This is a genomic window from Amycolatopsis deserti, assembly GCF_014653945.1.
Classification (GTDB): domain Bacteria; phylum Actinomycetota; class Actinomycetes; order Mycobacteriales; family Pseudonocardiaceae; genus Amycolatopsis_E; species Amycolatopsis_E deserti.
Map to the genome: position 1 here is coordinate 818481 of NZ_BNAU01000001.1, position 16553 is coordinate 835033.

Here is a 16553-nt window from a genome sequence, read left to right on the forward strand (position 1 = left end):
GTTGTCCGCCTGGGCGCGGTTCGACGATCTCCGCACTGGCGTGTCCTGCCGGTTTCCCGAGATCGCCTACGACCTCGTGGCCACCCGCCCCGCCGAGGTGACGGAAGTGCTCGCCGAGGTCGAACACGCCACGCGGAAAGGACTGTGGGCCTTCGGCTTCGTCGCATACGAAGCAGCTGCGGGTCTGGATCCCTCGTTGCCCGTGCACGAACCCGCGGATGGGTTGCCCCTGGCGTGGTTCGGAGTCGCCGCCGCACCGGAGGGAGTCCCTCCCGTTCATCCGCCGCTGCACCGCGCGTACCGGGTGGGGGAGTGGCGCTACGAATGGGATGCGAGCCGGCACCGGGAGAAGGTCGAGGCGGTGCGGGCGCAGATCGCGGCAGGCGAGACCTACCAGTGCAACCTCACCACCCGCCTGAGGGCCGAAGTGGGCGGAGACCTGCCGCACCTGTACTCGGACCTCGCGCTCGCGCAGGGAGGCGCGTACAACGCGTACCTGGACACCGGCCGGTTCGTGATCGCGAGTGCCAGTCCCGAGCTCTTTTTCGAGATCCGTGGTGACCAGCTCCTGATGCGGCCGATGAAGGGAACGGCCAAGCGCGGGCGGACGGACGCCGAGGACCGCGAGATCGTCGCGCGCCTTCGAGCGAGCGAAAAGGAACGCGCGGAGAACGTCATGATCGTCGATCTTGTCCGCAACGACGTCGCGCAGCTCGCGGTCACCGGCGGAGTTTCGGTCACCGCGTTGTGCCGCCCCGAGATGTACGAAACGGTGCACCAGCTGACCTCCGACGTGACCGCGCGGCTGAGGCCCGACGTCAGCCTCACCAACGTGTTCCGCGCGCTGTTCCCGTGTGGGTCGGTGACCGGCGCGCCCAAACCGCGGACCATGCGGATCATCAAGGATCTCGAACCCTCGCCCCGGGGTGTCTACTGTGGCGCGATCGGTGTGGTCGCACCGCGCGACGTTCCGGTCCGGAGTCGGTTCAACGTCGCGATCCGGACACTGGTCGCCGATCGTGACCGGGGGATCGCCACGTACGGCACGGGAGGTGGCATCACCTGGGATTCCCGGCCCGATGCCGAATACGAGGAGCTGCGGGCTAAGGCCGCGGTGCTGACGGCGCACCGGGAGTTCGAGCAGTTCCGGCAGGTACGGCAAGCCGCCCGTCAGGCTCGGTCATTTGTCGCGGTCAAGTCTGCCTCGATGCCGGACGAAACGTGATGGTCGCTCGGCTTGACTGGACAGCAGGCAGGGTCGCCGACGCCCGCCACTTCGAGCATCGAGGCTTGGACCACGGGTCCGGCCGCAGGAGGTAACCACGTCATGGGTGTTGAAAGTCTTGAGGCCGCGATCCAGCGCGTCGGGTCCCCGGTCGAGCTGCTGCGCAACTCGCACGTCCGTCCCATCACGTTCCCCGTTGCGCCCGAGTTCACGAACTGGCGCTCGGAGCAGCAGGCATGGCGCACCTCGTGCGCGCTGCTGGACCAGTCGCACCACATGACCGACCTCTACCTCAGCGGCACCGACGCGCTGCGTCTGCTCAGTGACTTCGGTGTCAACACCTTCAAGAACTTCACCCCGGGCAAGGCGAAGCAGTACGTCGCAGTCAACGCCGACGGCTACTTCATCGGCGACGCGATCCTGTTCCACCTGGAGGAGGAGCTGTTCGACGTCGTGGGGCACCCGACGGTCATCAACTGGCTGCAGTACAACGCCGAGACCGGTGACTACGACGTCACGATCGAGCGCGACGAGAACTCCTACGACCGTCCCGCCGGCCCGCCGAAGATCTACCGCTACGAGCTGCAGGGCCCGACGGCGAAACCGTTGATGGAGAAGCTGACCGGCGAGCCGCTGCCGGACGTGAAGTTCTTCAACATGGCCGACTTCACAATCGCCGGCCACCGCGTCCGCGCGCTCCGCCACGGCATGGCCGGACAGCCCGGCTTCGAACTCTTCGGACCGTGGTCGGAGGGCGAGGACGTCCTGGCGGCCATCCTCGAAGCGGGCAAGGAATTCGACCTGGTGCGGGCCGGTGCGAAGGCCTACTCGACGGCGAACCTGGAGTCCGGCTGGATCCCGACCGCGGTCCCCGCGATCTTCGGCCCGGAGATGCGCGGCTACCGGGAGTGGCTCGGCGCCACCTCGCTCGGCTCCCTTGGCGGCAGCATGGACTCCGCCGACATCACCGACTACTACGTCACCCCCTACGACATCGGCTACGGCCGCACGGTCAAGTTCGACCACGACTTCCACGGCCGGGAGGCGCTGGAGCGCATCGCGGGCAACCCGGCGCGGACGAAGGTCACCCTGGTGTGGAACCCCGAGGACGTCGCCGCGGCGGTGCGGTCGCTGTACGAGCCCGGCGTCCCGGCCAAATACCTCGAAATGCCGAAGGCCCGCTACGCGTTCTTCCAGGTGGACAAGGTCCTGCACGATGGCAAGCCGATCGGGCTGTCGCTGGACCTCGGCTACATCGTCAACGAGCAGGACTTCGTGTCCCTGGCCACCGTGGACAGCGAGTTCGCCACGCCCGGCACCGAGGTGACCGTGCTGTGGGGCGAGGAGCCCAACTCCGCCAAGCCCGCCGTCGAGCGGCACCGCCAGGTGGAGATCCGCGCCACAGTCGCGCCCGCGCCCTACGTCCAGGAAGTCCGCGACTCCTACCGCAAGTCCTGACCCCGCCTGTCCCGCACTCCGGATCGAGGAACCATGGTGAACATCCGCCCGGAGACCGCCGGCCGACGCCGGCGCTCCCATGCCGCCGACCTCGTGCGCAACATGAGCTACGAGGTGATGCCGTTCAAGAACACCGAGCGCGACGTCGTTGAGCACGTCCCGGTTACGATTCCGCTCACGGTCACCGTGACCGAGGCCAAGGGCATCGACCACACCCTGAACCTGACGGAGAAGCTCCTCGGACACGGGTACCGGGTCTCACCGCACCTGCCGGCCCGTCAGTTCACCGACGACCAGCACGTCGCCGACGTCGTCGCGCGGCTCAGTGACGCGGGGGTCAAGTCGGTGTTCGTGGTCGGCGGAGACGCACCGGAGCCGGCTGGAAAGTTCGTCGACGCGTTCTCATTGCTGCGCTCGATGGAAGCGGCAGGACACCCCTTCCAGCAGGTGGGCATCGGTGGGTATCCGGAGGGCCACGGGTCGATCCCGCAGGACGCGATCGATCTCGCGCTCAAGCAGAAGGCGCCGATGGCGACCCGGATCCTCACCCAGATCTGCTTCGACGCAGGCACCACGAGCCGCTGGGCGGCCGCCGTGGCGGCTTCGGGGATCGACCTGCCGATCTTCGTCGGCATGCCGGGCCCGGTGAACCGGCAGAAGCTGATGCGGATTTCCGCCGGAATCGGCCTGGGGCAGTCGGCTCGCTTCCTCCAGAAGCAGCAGAGCCTGTTCTGGCGGTTCCTGCTGCCCGGCGGGTACAACCCGACCAAGCTGGTGAAGCGGCTCGGCGCCGAGGCGCCCCGGACAGCGAACAACATCGGCGGCCTGCACATCTTCACGTTCAACGAACTCCGCAAGACCGAGATCTGGCGGCAGGAACTGCTGAACTCGTTCGCCGAAGAGGAGGCACGGTCATGACCGGGAGCATCTTCGCCGAGGACTACGGGCGTCTCATCGTTCAGGGCGCCGACCAGCCCGGCATCGTGTCGCGCGTGTCTTCCGTGCTCGCCGAGCACGGCGCGAACGTCGTCGCACTCGACCAGTCCACCAGCGACCCCGCCGGCGGTCGCTTCTTCCAGCGCACCGTGTTCCACCTGCCCGACCTGTCGGGCAAGCTCGACGAGCTGAACCAGGCGCTCGAGGCGAAGCTGGTCGACGACCTCGGGCTGACCTACCGGCTGGTCGAGGCCAAGCGCCGCAAACGAGTCGCCATCATGGTGTCCAAGACCGACCACTGCATGCTCGACCTGCTGTGGCGGCAGCGCCGCGGCGAGCTGCACATGACCATCCCGATGGTGATCTCCAACCACCCGGACCTGGGCGACGACGTGCGCCAGTTCGGCATCCCCTTCTTCCACGTCCCGGTCGAGAAGGACGACAAGGCTGCCGCCGAGAAGGAACACCTCAACCTGCTCAAGGGCAACGTCGACCTCGTCGTGCTCGCCCGGTACATGCAGATCATCTCCGGCGAGTTCCTCGACGAGGTCGGCGTGCCGGTGATCAACATCCACCACTCGTTCCTGCCCGCGTTCATGGGGGCCGGCCCGTACCAGCGGGCCAAGGAACGGGGGGTGAAGCTCGTCGGCGCGACCGCGCACTACGTGACCGAGGACCTCGACGAGGGGCCGATCATCGAGCAGGACGTCATCCGCGTGTCCCACCGGGAGTCGACGCGGGACCTGCAGCGCAAGGGTGCCGACGTGGAGCGGCTCGTGCTGTCCCGTGCGGTGTCGTGGCACTGCGACGACCGGGTCATCCGCGACGGCAACACCACCGTCGTCTTCTAGGGGAGTGCCAGTGACCGCGAAGATTCTCGACGGGCGCGCCATCTCGGCGACGATCCTGGACCGCGTAACCAAGGAGGTCGACGAGTTCGTCCGCGAGCACGGCCGGGTTCCGGTGCTCGCGACCGTGCTCGTCGGGGACGACCCCGCCTCGCACACCTACGTCCGCATGAAGGCCAATCGGTGCGCCAAGGTCGGCATGCAGTCACGGCGCATCGAACTCGACGCGACCATCAGCACCGAGACGCTGGTCGCCCAGATCCGGCAGCTTTCCGCCGATCCCGAGGTCGACGGCATCCTGTTGCAGCACCCGGTGCCGGAGCACATCGACGAACGCGCGGCGTTCGAGGCCATCGCGCCGTCCAAGGACGTCGACGGCGTGACCCGGACCTCGTTCGCCACGATGGCGTTCGACGAAGGGGGCTTCCACTCGGCCACCCCCGGCGGCATCATGGCGCTGCTCGACGCCTACGACATCCCGCTGGCCGGCAAGCACGCGGTGGTCGTCGGTCGCAGCCCGATCCTGGGTAAGCCGGTCGGGATGCTGCTGCTGGCGCGCGACGCCACGGTGACCTACTGCCACTCCCGCACCGTCGCGCTGGCCGACCACATCGCCCAGGCCGATGTCGTCGTCGCCGCCGTCGGCAGGCCGGAGCTGATCCGCGGTGACTGGATCAAGCCGGGCGCCGTGGTCGTCGACGCGGGGTACGCCGACAACAGCGGCGACGTCGAGTACGACGCCGCGGCGGAACGCGCGTCCTGGATCACCCCGGTTCCGGGCGGTGTGGGACCGATGACGATCGCGACCTTGATCGCGCAGACCATCCGGGCCGCATACGAGCACGAACGGGAGAAGGCATGACCAAGGCGCAGGACGATTACGTCCTCGATCTGCCCGCAAGCCGCCGGGGTTACGCTCTGAACCGAATGTGCGGGTCGTTCAAGCACGCCGAGAACCGGGCACGGTTCAGCGCGGACGAAGCCGCCTACTGCGACGAGTACGGGCTGACCCCGGAGCAGAAGAAGGCGATCCTCGAGCGCGACTGGATCGCGATGCTCGACTTGGGAGCGTCCATTTTCTACACGTTCAAGCTCGCGATGATGGATCAGAAGTCGATGCAGTACCTCGGTGGCGTGTTCACCGGAATGACCGCGGAGGAGTTCGCGGCGGAGCTGCGTTCGGGAGGGCGGAAGTTTGGCTGAGGTGATCTGGGGTCTGGCGACCTCGCACGTGCCCTCGATCGGGGCGGCCATGGACAACGGCAAGACCGGCGACGAGTACTGGAAGCCGTTGTTCGACGGCTACGCCCCGGCCCGGGAGTGGATGGCCGAGCACACGCCGGACGTGGCGATCGTGGTGTACAACGACCACGCCAACGCGGTCGACCTGGACCTGGTGCCCACCTTCGGCATCGGCACCGCCGAGTCCTACCAGGTGGCCGACGAGGGCTGGGGCCCGCGCCCGGTGCCCGTGGTCCAGGGCGCACCGGCGCTGAGCGAGCACCTGGTCCGCGAACTGGTGGACGACTCGTTCGACATCGCCACCTTCCACCAGCTCGACGTGGACCACGGGCTGACCGTGCCGCTGTCGGTGTACTGCCCCGAGCCCGGTGACGCCTGGCCATGTGCCGTGGTGCCGGTGCTGGTGAACGTGATCCAGTACCCGCAGCCCACCGCCGCGCGGTGCTACGCCCTCGGGCAGGCCCTCGGACGCGCGATCCGCTCGTTCCCGCACGAGGCGAAGGTGGCCGTGTTCGGCACCGGCGGGATGTCCCACCAGCTCGCCGGTGCGCGGGCGGGATTGATCAACGAAGAGTTCGACCGCATGTTCCTGCAGGCCATCGAGACCGAGCCGGAGAAGCTGGCCGCGCTGACCCGGGAGGACTACATCCGCGAGGCCGGCACCGAGGGCATCGAGCTGATCATGTGGCTGGTGATGCGCGGCGCGCTGAGCGACAACATTCGGCGAGTGCACGACACCTACCACGTGCCGGCGTCCAACACCGCCGCCGCGCTGGCCCTGTTCGAGGAGTTGGGCGCATGAGCACCTTTGTCCTCCTGCACGGGGCCTGGCACGGCGGGTGGGTGTGGCAGCGCGTGGCACCGCTGCTGCGCGACGCGGGGCACGAGGTGCACGCGCCGACGCTCACCGGCCTGTCCGACCGGGCCCACACCCTGCACCCCGCTGTCGGGCTGAGCACCCACATCCAGGACGTCGCGGCCCTGATCGAGGCGCACGACGCCCGCGACGTCGTGCTGGTCGGGCACAGCTACGCCGGCCAGGTCGTCACCGGCGTCGCCGACCGCGTCCCCGAGCAGATCGCGCGACGGATCTACCTGGACGCCTTCGTCGGCGACGACGGCGACGCCGCCATCGACCTCCAGCCCGAGAAAATCGCCGGGCACTACCGGGAGTCGGTGGCCGGACCGGGCTTCGGCTGGCTGATCCCGGTGCGCTCACTGCAGGTCCTCGGCGTCACCGAGCAGTCCGACGTGGACTGGCTGAGCGCCCGGCTCACCCCGCACCCCTGGCTCACCTATACCGAACCGCTCCGGCTGACCGGAGCCGTCGACGAGGTGCCGGCCGCGTTCATCGAGTGCACGGACTGGATGCGGGTGTTCCGGACCCACGCCGAACGCGCCGCCGCCCGCGGCTGGCCAGTGCACACCATCCCCACCGGGCACGAGGCCATGGTCACCGCACCAAAGGAACTGGCCGAGTTGTTGCTGGCCGTCGCCGGCTGAGGAGGACGCCGTGGAATTCCTGGTGCGCACCGAAAACCTGCTGCCGAACGACACGCCGGACGACGTGCGTGAGCAGTTGCGCAAGGGGGAGCGGGAACGCGCGATGCAGCTGCGCGAGGCGGGCATCCTCAAGCGGCTGTGGCGGGTCCCCGGCCGCAACGCCACCGTCGGGCTCTACGAGGCCGACGACCCCGCCGCGCTGCACGACGCCCTGACCTCGCTGCCCATGTGGAAGTGGATGGACGTCACCGTCGAACCGCTCGCCACACACCCGCAGGAACGTTCCTGATCCCATCCGGTTCACCGCTCAACGAGGAGCTCGAAGCATGTCCCTCCCCGGTACCCCACCCGCGCACAAGGCCAGGACGGTCGCGCTCGCCAGCTACATCGGCACCACCATCGAGTGGTACGACTTCTTCATCTACGGCGTCGCGGCGACCTTGGTGTTCCGCACGCAGTTCTTCCCCGCTTTCTCCGAACTCGGCGGAACGCTGGCCGCGCTCGGCACGTTCGCCGTCGGGTTCATCGCCCGCCCCATCGGTGGTGTGGTGATGGGTCACTTCGGTGATCGCGTGGGGCGCAAGTCCATGCTTGTGGTCTCGCTGCTCACCATGGGCATCGCCACGACACTGATCGGGCTGATCCCGACCTACGAGACGATCGGGATCTGGGCGCCGATCCTGCTCGTCGTCCTGCGGCTCGCCCAGGGCGCCGGTGTCGGCGGTGAGTGGGCCGGCGCCGTGTTGATGGCGGTCGAGAACGCGCCACCGAAGCGGAAGTCACTCTACGGCTGCTTCCCGCAGCTCGGCCTGCCGTCCGGGATCCTGCTGTCACAGCTTGTGTTCCTGGTGCTCACCGGAATCCTGCCCACCGGCGCGTTCGCGGCGTGGGGCTGGCGGATCGCCTTCCTCGTCAGCGCCGCGCTGATCATCGTGGGCCTGATCATCCGGCTCCGGATCGAGGAGAGCGCCGACTTCGAGCGGATCCGCGAGGCCGGTCAGGTCGAAAAGCTCCCGATCGTCGAGGTGTTCCGGCGCTCACCGCTGCAGCTGCTGATCGGCAGCCTCGCCTCGATCGCCGCACCGGCACTCGGCTACCTCGTGTCGGTCTACATGGTCTCCTACGGCACCACCACGTTGAAGCTGCCGACCGCCACGATGCTGTGGATCATCGTCGCGGTGAGTGCCCTGTGGATCGTGATGATGCTCGGCGCCGGGATGGCCGGGGACCGGGTGGGCCGCAAGGCGACGTTCGTCGCGGGGGCCGTCCTCGCGGTGCTGTGGGCGTTCCCGATGTTCCTCCTGGTCGACACCGGTGTGGTAGCCCTGATCGTCGTCGCGCTGGTGGTCATCACCGCGGCCAACGCCATCATGGCGGGTCCGCAGCCCGCGCTGATCACCGAGATGTTCCCGATCCGGCTGCGCTACAGCGGCGCGTCGTTGTGCTACACCGTCGGCTCGATCCTCGGCGGCGGCATCACACCACTCCTGGCCACTGCGTTGTTCGCCGAGTTCGGCAGCAGCCTCGCGGTGTCCGGTCTGATCGTGGTGGCCTCACTGATCAGCCTCCTGGCCATCCTCCCCGCGGGACGCCGCATTCTCCGGCCCGGTGAACCGGTGCCACCCCGCTCCGGCGAGCTCCCGCCGGTGGATCAGGCCGCGGCGCAACCCCTTTCCGACTAGCGCCGCGTCCTCATCCGGAGCCGGCCGTCCTCGTGGCGGCCGGCTCCTCCGCTTTCAGCTCCCGTTCAGGTCTGGGGAGGAACCAGGCCTTCGCGCACGGCGACCAGGGCCGCCTGGGTCCGGGAGGTCAGCTGGAGCTTGCGCAACACGTTGCTGACGTGTGTGCGGGCGGTCCGCTCGCTGATCACCAGCTCGTCGGCGATCGCCTTGTTCGACTTGCCCGTCGCGACGAGCGCGAGCACCGCTCGCTCCCGTTCGGTCAGAGCGCTCAGCCCGGTGGGCGGGGAGACCATCTCTTGCGTCAGCCGGCGCGCCACCGCCGGGTCGAGGAACACGTCGTCGCGTGCCGCGGCCTGGATGGCGGCCGCCACCTCGGCCGGTCCCGCGCTCTTGAGCAGGTACCCGGACGCGCCGTTGGCCAGCGCGGCGTGCACGCGCTCCATCTCACCGAAACTGGTGAGCACCACGACCCGGACACCGGGGTAGGTCTTCGTGATCTTCGCGGTGGCCGCGGAACCGTCCACCTTCGGCATGAGCAGGTCGAGCAGGACGACGTCGGGCAATTCCCGGTGCGCCGCCATCGTCTCCAGCTTGTCCAGGGCGTCCTGCCCGTCGCCGGCCTCCGCGACGACCTCCATGTCGTCCAGCACCTCGAGGTAGGCGCGGATGCCCCGGCGAACGACGGCGTGGTCGTCGACGATCAGCACCCGTACCCGCCTGGTCTTGTGCTCGGTCACGATGCCCGGCCCTGCTTCCCGGCCGGGTGCGTCCATTCCGGAGTGATCTCCACCGGTGCTCCACGGCCGGCCAACGGGACGCCCACCGCGAGCGGCACCACGAGCCGGACGATGGTGCCGGAGTTCCTGCGTGGCTTCACCGTGACTGTTCCACCCCATCGTTGTGCCCTTTCCTGCATCGTTTTGAGTCCGTACCCGGAGTCCGGCCCGGGGGAGTCCTCCCGGGCCTTCGTCACGCCCCGGCCGTCGTCGGCGACGCTGCCGCGCAACTCGTCGTCGCGGACGGCCAGCCGGATGACGACCTTGCCCGCCTCCGCGTGTTTGACCACGTTGTGGATCGCTTCGGCCACAATCCGGTAGACGTCCTCGGCGAGGTCGCCGTGGAGCGCGTCGAGGCCCTGTCCGAGGACGAGGCTGAAGCGCAGGCCCGTCCGGTTCGTGGTGCTGTCCACCAGCGCGCGGACCGCCTCCTCCAGGCCACCGAGTTCGGTGGTCGAGGCGGGCCGCAGCTCGTGCACCATCGCCCTCAGGTCGGTCAGGACGGTCTGCGACAGCAGCCCGACCTCGTCGGCGATGCGCCGCACGGATTCGGGGGGCAGCGGTTTCCCGCGTTGCGCCAGCACCTCCATGGACTTGGCCTGCATGGAGATGGAGAAAACCTGCTGCACGATCGAGTCGTGCAGATCGCGGGCCAGCCGTTGCCGTTCCTGCCGGCGTACGACGTCCCGCTCGCGTTGCATGAGCGCGGCGTAGTCCACCGCGATCGAAGCCTGCTCGGCCATCGCCGCCAGGAATTCCAGCGTCCGTTCTCCGATGACCTGCCCGGGCGCGAAGAACGCGTTGAGCACTCCCGCCGCGCGTCCGCGGATGATCAGGGGCACGCTCGCGAAGGAGTCCCAGCGCAGCTCGCTCAGGTATTCGTGCAGTGGTTCCCACGCCGGATCGGACCGGATCGTGTCCCAGCGGTGGGCGACCACCACCGGTTCGCTCTCCTGCAGTGCATCGAGCATCTTGAGCGCCGCGCCGCGCTCCCGGCATTCGATCAGCCGGTCGAAGAAGTCGGGCCAGTGCCGGAATCCGGCCGACCCCATGATCCGCAGGCCGCGTCCGCTGTCGTCGACGGTGAGGATTTGCACGCCCGCCAGTGCGTCCGTTTGGAGCACCTCACGGGCGAGCGCGTCCAGCGTGGCCGGCAGCGAGCCCTGCGACGCGAGGTTGGCGGCGGTCCGGGCGACGGCGGCGACCCGGCGCTGGCGGTGCCGCTCCTCGGTGACGTCCCGGAAGGCCACCACAGTCCAGGCGGGATCGCTGGTCGTGCGCTGGACCCGGTAGGCGAACTCGCGGCGCGTGCCGGAGGGCTGCGTCCAGGTGGTCACCTGCTCCCGGGAGACGTCGTCGAACAGGCCGGCCGGCTCGGCGGCCACGGTCTGGGCCAGCGGGAACGGTGCGGTGGTCCCGGCGAGGTCCTCCCCGGGCTCGCCGCACAGGCGAGAGCCGGCCTTGTTGACGCTGACGAAGCGACCCGCGCTGTCGACCACGGCGAGGCCGTCCGGCGCGTCGAGGGCCATTGCGGCCCAAAACTCGCCGGTGTCGAAGTCGCCGGACATGGCAGACCTCCTCAGCGTCGGCTGTGATGTGAGCATCGAACAGCGCTCGGAACGGTGTGACCTCAGGATGCACGTCCGGTGGTCCGAAAGCACGCTCGGTGTGCGACATCCGCCGGGATCGGACCGGATCTACGTCATCTGACGTAGACCGGCATCGGCCGGACCGTCGGGGCTCCGTGCCCTCATGACTCGGGGTCATGCTGGGCCATCCACACCGCGACCTGTGCGCGCGTGGTCACGCCTATTTTGTCGAACACACGCTCGACATGCCCTTCCACGGTGCGTGGCGACAGCACGAGTTCGGTGGCGATGGCTTTGTTCGTCAGGCCCTTGGTGATCAGGCGTGCGACCTGGCGCTCCCGGCGCGTCAGCTTCGGTGTGTCCGTTCCAGCGCCGCCGGCCGCCACGGCGACCTCCGTGCGCAGGCCGAGCGCGTCACGCGGGTCGCGCTTGCCCTCCTCGAACATGCTGCGGAAGCGCGCATCACCCAGGTGGGCGATGGCCTCTTCGCGGGCCCTGGAGGAGTAGCGCGAGAAGATCGGGCCGAATGCGTCGATCGTGCTCCCGAGGGACTGCCACACGCCCGATGCGGCACCCAGCAGACGAGCTGCGGTGTCGTGGTTCGACCGGGAACCGGCTATCCACGCGAGCAGCTCGATGCCCAGGACCGTGCTCACGTAGTTCGCGTTCGGGGTCAGCGTGAGCGCCTCGCGGACCAGGTCAGGGGCTGCACCGCCCTTGTCACCCGCGACCCACTGGTCGAACCCACAGGCCCACATCGCCTCTGAACGCGCCCACGTCTCGCCCCGCTCCTCGGCCAGGCGGATCGCCTCGGCGCAAGCGGCCTGCGCGCGGGCGCTGTCCTCGCAATGCGAGACAGCCACGCTGTACTGGAACAGACCCCACAGCAGTGCCGGCGTATCCCCCTGCTGCCGCATCAGGTCGAGGCCGGGCTCGAAGTGGCGGGCCGCCTCCCCGGGATCGCCGGCGAACAGCGCAGCCGTTCCCGACAGGATCAGGACGTAGGCGCGCAAGTGGTCGTCGTCATGACGTTCCGCGATCTGCGAACACTCGTCCAGCCACTTCACGGCCGCGTCGCGGTCGCCCTGGAGCAGCGCGATCCAGGCGGCGACCCACAGGGCGTGCCCGCGTACCGGGGCCGGCTCGCGTGAGGCCGCCAGGACCTGGTCGAAAAGCCGCCTCCCGGTCGCAAGGAACCCCCCGAGCGTCCAGTGGTAGCGCAGCGCCGACATCAGCGCCAGCGCGGCGGTCGGTTCCCCTGGCTCGGCCAGGGACCAGTCGAGTGCCGCCAGGAGGTTGTCCCGCTCGACGCGGAGGAGGGTGAGGGTCTCGGCCTGCCCAGGGCCGCACCACGTGTCGCAGCTGTGCTGGGCGAGGCGGAGGTAGTAGTCGCGGTGCCGTCGCCGGAGGGCGGGCTCCTGCCCGTCGCGTGCCAGCAGCTCCCGCCCGTACTGCCGGATCGTCTCCAGCAGCCGGTAGCGGGCTCGGGGACTGTCGGGCCGGGCCGCGACGACGGACTTGGCGACGAGGTCGTCGAGCAGGTCGAGAACGGCGGGCGCATCGATCCCCGACCCCGAGCAGATGCCCTCCACGGCGGCGAGATCGAACTCGCCGGGGAACACCGAGAGCCGGGCCCACAAGGTGCGCTCCGGTTCGGTGCACAAGTCGTAGCTCCAGTCCATCAGCGCACGCAGGGTCTGCTGACGGGACAGGGCAGCCGGGTTACCGCGGGCCAGCAGATGGAACCGGTCGTCCAGCCGGTCGGCGACCTGCTCCACCGACAACGACCGCAGCCGGGTCGCGGCGAGCTCGATCGCAAGCGGAAGCCCGTCGAGGCGGGCACACAGGCGAGCGACCGCGCCGCTGTTCGCCTCGGTCAGCTCGAACTCCGGCCGTACCGCGGATGCCCGGTCGACCAGCAGGGCCACCGCCTCGTACCGGGCCAGCAGATCGGTGGGCGGCAGCGTGCCGGGGGCGGGCACCGGCAGGGGATCGACCACCAGGATCTGCTCGCCCGGGATGCCCAGTGGTTGCCGGCTGGTCGCCAGAACCCGGAGCCCGGGAGCGCGGCGCAGCAGGCAGTCGACGAGTCCGGCGCACGCGACGACCAGGTGCTCGCAGTTGTCGAGGATCATCAGCAGGTGCCGGTCGGCGAGGTGGCCGGCGAGCTGCTCCTTGGCAAGCCGGGTGGACTGCTCCTTGACGCCCAGCGCGGCGGCGACGGCGTCCGCGAGCCGCGCCGGGTCCTCAAGCGCGGCCAGGTCGACCAGCCACACCCCGTCGGGAAACGCACGCCGGGCGAGTATTCCGGCCTGGACGGACAGGCGGGTCTTGCCCACGCCGCCGGGCCCGGTCAGCGTGAGCAGGCGGGAAGCCTCCATCCGCCGCTTGACCTCGGCCAGTTCCCGCTGCCTGCCCACGAAGCTGCTCGCCAGGCTGGGCAGGTTGCCGGTGGGCCGCGATGCCCTCTGCTCGTCCATGAGAGTGCTAGCTTGACATCCTGCGGCGCGATGTTCGAGTCCCGCAGCCCGGTGGCGGGTGCTTCGCCGCCCATTCGGGACGAATGACGTATCCCCTTCTACGGCCTCCTGCCGGGCACGTCCGGTCATTGCGCGCTTATCCCGGGCCACCCGCGCTCCTTACCGTCGACAGAGGGTCGCCACCGTCGCGCCATCTGGTCCCGGTGGCGCTGGCACAGACAGTGGCGAGGAGATGATCGAAGTGACGCGGCCAGAAGCGCCTTTCGACGGGCAGGTCGTCGTACTGACCCGGCGGGTGGAGTCCGAGGGAGTCGTGTCCCTCGAGCTGGGGTTGCCCACCGGTGAGGAACTGCCGGCCTGGGAGCCGGGAGCGCACATCGACCTCGTGCTGCCGAACGGGCTCACCCGCCAGTACTCGCTGTGCGGGCAGGTCGAGAATCGCAAGAGTTGGCGTGTCGGCATCCTTCGTGAGCCGGAGAGCCGCGGCGGCTCGCGGTACATCCACGACGAACTGGCGGAGGGCAGTGAACTCCGTGTTCGCGGACCACGCAACAACTTCCCCCTGCTCGACGCGCCGCGGTATGTGTTCATCGGCGGCGGGATCGGCATCACCCCGCTGATCCCGATGATCACGCGGGTGCAGGCCGCTGGTGCCGACTGGACCCTGCACTACGGCGGGCGCACCCGGGCGACCATGGCATTCCTGGACGAGCTCGAGGCGCACGGGGACCGGGTGCGGGTGTACCCGCAGGACGAACGGGGCCTGCCCGACCTGGACGCGATCCTCGGGTCTCCGGCCGAGTCCACACTGGTCTACTGCTGTGGCCCGACCGGGCTGATCGACGCGGTGGAGGCCCGCTGCCAGGCATGGCCCGCGGGCTCGCTGCAGGTCGAGCGGTTCGCCGCCGTCGCTCCGTCCGGTGACGTGGACGACCAGCCGATCGAGGTCGAGTTGCGCGCCTCCGGGATGACCATCACCGTGCCCCCCGAACTGTCCGTGCTCGAAGCCGTCGAGAACGTGGGCATCTCCGTCATCAAGTCCTGCGAGGAAGGCATCTGCGGATCGTGCGAGACGGCCGTCCTCGACGGCGAGGTCGACCACCGCGACTCCCTGCTCACCGAGGACGAGCGCGCCGCCATGGACACCATGATGATCTGCGTGTCCCGGGCCAAGCGCGGCCGGCTGGTGCTGGATCTGTAACCCGTCCGGGGGTGAACCGGGTAGTGCACCCGGGTAGTTCACCCCTACACCCGGGGGTGTCCCGCTGGGAGGGTCCGCAGTGACGCGTACCACGACCAAGAGGGACAACGATGACCTCAACAGCCAACCCCCCGATCACCAGCCCGGCAGGTGGGAGCCGGTCCGGAGTCACCGTGACCCCCGGCCGGTTGTTCCTCGGCGGCGAGTGGGTCGACGGCGGCGACCGGCGCCGCCCCGTGATCGACCCGGCCACCGGCGCGGAGGTCACTACGGTGGCCGAGGCCGGCGCCGAGGACGTGGACCGTGCCGTCGCGGCCGCCCGGCGGGCGTTCGACTCCGGAGTCTGGTCCCGGCTGCCGGCCCGCGAGCGGGGCCGGGTCCTCATCCGCGCGGCGAACCTGCTGCGCGAGCGCAGCGAGGAGTTCGCCCGGCTGGAATCCCTGGACACCGGGAAGCCGCTGGTGTTCAGCCGGGTGATCGACGTCAGCACCGCGGCCGAGATGCTCGAGTACTACGGGTCGCTCGCCGGTTCGGTCGAGGGCTCGGTGCGCTCCACCGGCGCACCGATGATGGCCTACACGCGGCGCGAGCCGCTCGGCGTCGTCGCCGCGATCACGCCGTTCAACTTCCCCCTCGTGCTCTCGGTGTCCAAGATCGCCCCGGCGCTGGCCGCGGGTAACGCCCTGGTGCACAAGCCGTCCGAGGAGACTCCACTGACCGCGCTGCGGATGGCGGACGTGCTGGCCGAGGCCGGTGTCCCGGCCGGGATCTTCAGCGTTCTGACCGGCGGCAGCGAGGCCGGTCAGGCGCTCGCCGCCGGCCGCCGGGTCGACAAGATCGCCTTCACCGGCTCGACCGCGGTGGGACGCAAGATCGCGGCGGCGGCCGGGGAGAACCTGCAGCACGCCACGGTTGAGCTCGGCGGCAAGAGCGCGAACCTGATCTTCGCCGACGCCGACATCGAAGCGGCCGTCGGCACCGCGATCAACGGGTTCGTCTACAACACCGGCCAGTTCTGCATGGCCGGCAGCCGGGTGCTCGTCGAACGACCCGTCTACGACCAGGTCGTCGAAGCGATCGCCGCCGCCTCCGCGCACGTACCCGTCGGCGACCCGTTCGACGAAGGCACCGTGATCGGCCCGATGACCGGGCCCCGGCACCTGGAGAAGGTGCGTTCGTTCCTGCGGCGCGCGCAGGAAGGCGGGGCGCGGGTGCTCGGCGCCGGCGCGGCCGAACCGGAAGCCGTCACGGCCGGCGGGTACTTCACCCGTCCGACTGTTTTGGCTGACGTCGCGCAGGACTCGCCGTTCGTCCAGGAGGAGATCTTCGGGCCGGTGCTGACTGTGCAGCCGTTCGACAGCGAGGACGAAGCCATCCGCCTCGCCAACGACACCCCCTACGGGCTCGCGGCGGGACTGCAGACCCGCGACGTCACGCGGGCCCACCGGGTCGCCGCGGCACTGCAGGCCGGCTTGGTGTGGGTCAACGGCTGGGGCGTCCTGGACGTGGCGATGCCCATCGGTGGCTACAAGGCCTCCGGCTACGGCCGGGAATGCGGGCCCGAGGGACTCGACGAGTACCTGCAGACCAAGTCCGTCCTGATCAGCCTGTGA

The 16553-nt window shown here is 69.5% G+C and carries 15 protein-coding genes; 12 read left to right on the top strand and 3 right to left on the bottom strand.

Going from position 1 to position 16553, the window contains the following annotated elements:
* Window position 1: 1 nt before the first annotated feature.
* The 10 genes from pabB to IE290_RS03930 all read left to right on the top strand — a co-directional run bounded on the left by pabB (window position 2) and on the right by IE290_RS03930 (window position 8894).
* Entirely contained in the window at window positions 2-1225 is a 1224-nt protein-coding gene (gene pabB, locus IE290_RS03885; RefSeq protein WP_229874130.1) for an aminodeoxychorismate synthase component I, read from the top strand.
* Window positions 1226-1327: 102 nt separating this feature from the next.
* Window positions 1328-2683: an aminomethyl transferase family protein gene (locus IE290_RS03890; RefSeq protein WP_191243090.1), complete on the top strand. Its 1356-nt coding sequence runs from the start codon at window positions 1328-1330 to the stop codon at window positions 2681-2683.
* 36 nt (window positions 2684-2719) lie between these two features.
* Window positions 2720-3601, top strand: a complete 882-nt coding sequence (locus IE290_RS03895) for a methylenetetrahydrofolate reductase (protein ID WP_373300413.1) — start codon at window positions 2720-2722, stop codon at window positions 3599-3601.
* Window positions 3598-4470: a formyltetrahydrofolate deformylase gene (gene purU / locus IE290_RS03900; protein WP_191243091.1), complete on the top strand. Its 873-nt coding sequence runs from the start codon at window positions 3598-3600 to the stop codon at window positions 4468-4470. Before IE290_RS03895 ends, purU begins: the two co-directional genes overlap by 4 nt.
* Window positions 4471-4480: 10 nt before the next feature.
* Complete coding sequence (locus tag IE290_RS03905) at window positions 4481-5329, top strand: bifunctional 5,10-methylenetetrahydrofolate dehydrogenase/5,10-methenyltetrahydrofolate cyclohydrolase (protein ID WP_191243092.1); 849 nt, start codon at window positions 4481-4483, stop codon at window positions 5327-5329.
* Entirely contained in the window at window positions 5326-5670 is a 345-nt protein-coding gene (locus IE290_RS03910; RefSeq protein ID WP_191243093.1) for a protocatechuate 3,4-dioxygenase, read from the top strand. Before IE290_RS03905 ends, IE290_RS03910 begins: the two co-directional genes overlap by 4 nt.
* A gap of 1 nt (window position 5671) precedes the next feature.
* The gene (locus IE290_RS03915; protein ID WP_505606742.1) at window positions 5672-6511 is read left to right on the top strand and encodes a class III extradiol dioxygenase subunit beta; all 840 of its coding nucleotides are present in this window, start codon (window positions 5672-5674) and stop codon (window positions 6509-6511) included.
* Window positions 6508-7212, top strand: coding sequence for an alpha/beta fold hydrolase (locus IE290_RS03920; RefSeq protein ID WP_191243095.1), 705 nt, complete (start codon window positions 6508-6510; stop codon window positions 7210-7212). Before IE290_RS03915 ends, IE290_RS03920 begins: the two co-directional genes overlap by 4 nt.
* Window positions 7213-7222: 10 nt before the next feature.
* Window positions 7223-7501, top strand: coding sequence for a muconolactone Delta-isomerase family protein (locus IE290_RS03925; RefSeq protein WP_191243096.1), 279 nt, complete (start codon window positions 7223-7225; stop codon window positions 7499-7501).
* 37 nt (window positions 7502-7538) lie between these two features.
* Window positions 7539-8894 (top strand): MFS transporter, encoded by a 1356-nt coding sequence (locus IE290_RS03930; RefSeq protein WP_191243097.1) that lies wholly within the window; start codon window positions 7539-7541, stop codon window positions 8892-8894.
* A gap of 65 nt (window positions 8895-8959) precedes the next feature.
* Here the strand turns inward: IE290_RS03930 and IE290_RS03935 are convergent, their stop codons facing one another.
* The 3 genes from IE290_RS03935 to IE290_RS03945 form a co-directional block, all read right to left on the bottom strand.
* The gene (locus tag IE290_RS03935; RefSeq protein WP_191243098.1) at window positions 8960-9667 is read right to left on the bottom strand and encodes a response regulator; all 708 of its coding nucleotides are present in this window, start codon (window positions 9665-9667) and stop codon (window positions 8960-8962) included.
* Window positions 9628-11238 (bottom strand): sensor histidine kinase, encoded by a 1611-nt coding sequence (locus IE290_RS03940; protein WP_191243099.1) that lies wholly within the window; start codon window positions 11236-11238, stop codon window positions 9628-9630. Before IE290_RS03940 ends, IE290_RS03935 begins: the two co-directional genes overlap by 40 nt.
* 182 nt (window positions 11239-11420) lie before the next feature.
* The gene (locus tag IE290_RS03945; RefSeq protein WP_191243100.1) at window positions 11421-13739 is read right to left on the bottom strand and encodes a LuxR C-terminal-related transcriptional regulator; all 2319 of its coding nucleotides are present in this window, start codon (window positions 13737-13739) and stop codon (window positions 11421-11423) included.
* A gap of 232 nt (window positions 13740-13971) precedes the next feature.
* Between IE290_RS03945 and IE290_RS03950 the strand changes: the two genes are divergently transcribed.
* Together IE290_RS03950 and IE290_RS03955 are read left to right on the top strand one after the other, a co-directional pair.
* On the top strand, window positions 13972-14940 hold the full coding sequence (locus IE290_RS03950; RefSeq protein ID WP_191243101.1) for a PDR/VanB family oxidoreductase: 969 nt from the start codon (window positions 13972-13974) through the stop codon (window positions 14938-14940).
* A 173-nt stretch (window positions 14941-15113) separates the two neighbouring features.
* Window positions 15114-16553, top strand: a complete 1440-nt coding sequence (locus tag IE290_RS03955; protein WP_229874134.1) for an aldehyde dehydrogenase family protein — start codon at window positions 15114-15116, stop codon at window positions 16551-16553.

Bases quoted from the DNA above. Each gene is read 5' to 3' on its own strand.
- IE290_RS03940 (WP_191243099.1), bottom strand. From the start codon at position 11,238: ATGTCCGGCGACTTCGACACCGGCGAGTTTTGGGCCGCAATGGCCCTC.
- IE290_RS03935 (WP_191243098.1), bottom strand. From the start codon at position 9,667: ATGGACGCACCCGGCCGGGAAGCAGGGCCGGGCATCGTGACCGAGCAC.
- IE290_RS03950 (WP_191243101.1), top strand. From the start codon at position 13,972: ATGATCGAAGTGACGCGGCCAGAAGCGCCTTTCGACGGGCAGGTCGTC.
- IE290_RS03920 (WP_191243095.1), top strand. From the start codon at position 6,508: ATGAGCACCTTTGTCCTCCTGCACGGGGCCTGGCACGGCGGGTGGGTG.
- IE290_RS03945 (WP_191243100.1), bottom strand. From the start codon at position 13,739: ATGGACGAGCAGAGGGCATCGCGGCCCACCGGCAACCTGCCCAGCCTG.
- IE290_RS03890 (WP_191243090.1), top strand. From the start codon at position 1,328: ATGGGTGTTGAAAGTCTTGAGGCCGCGATCCAGCGCGTCGGGTCCCCG.
- IE290_RS03910 (WP_191243093.1), top strand. From the start codon at position 5,326: ATGACCAAGGCGCAGGACGATTACGTCCTCGATCTGCCCGCAAGCCGC.
- IE290_RS03930 (WP_191243097.1), top strand. From the start codon at position 7,539: ATGTCCCTCCCCGGTACCCCACCCGCGCACAAGGCCAGGACGGTCGCG.
- purU (WP_191243091.1), top strand. From the start codon at position 3,598: ATGACCGGGAGCATCTTCGCCGAGGACTACGGGCGTCTCATCGTTCAG.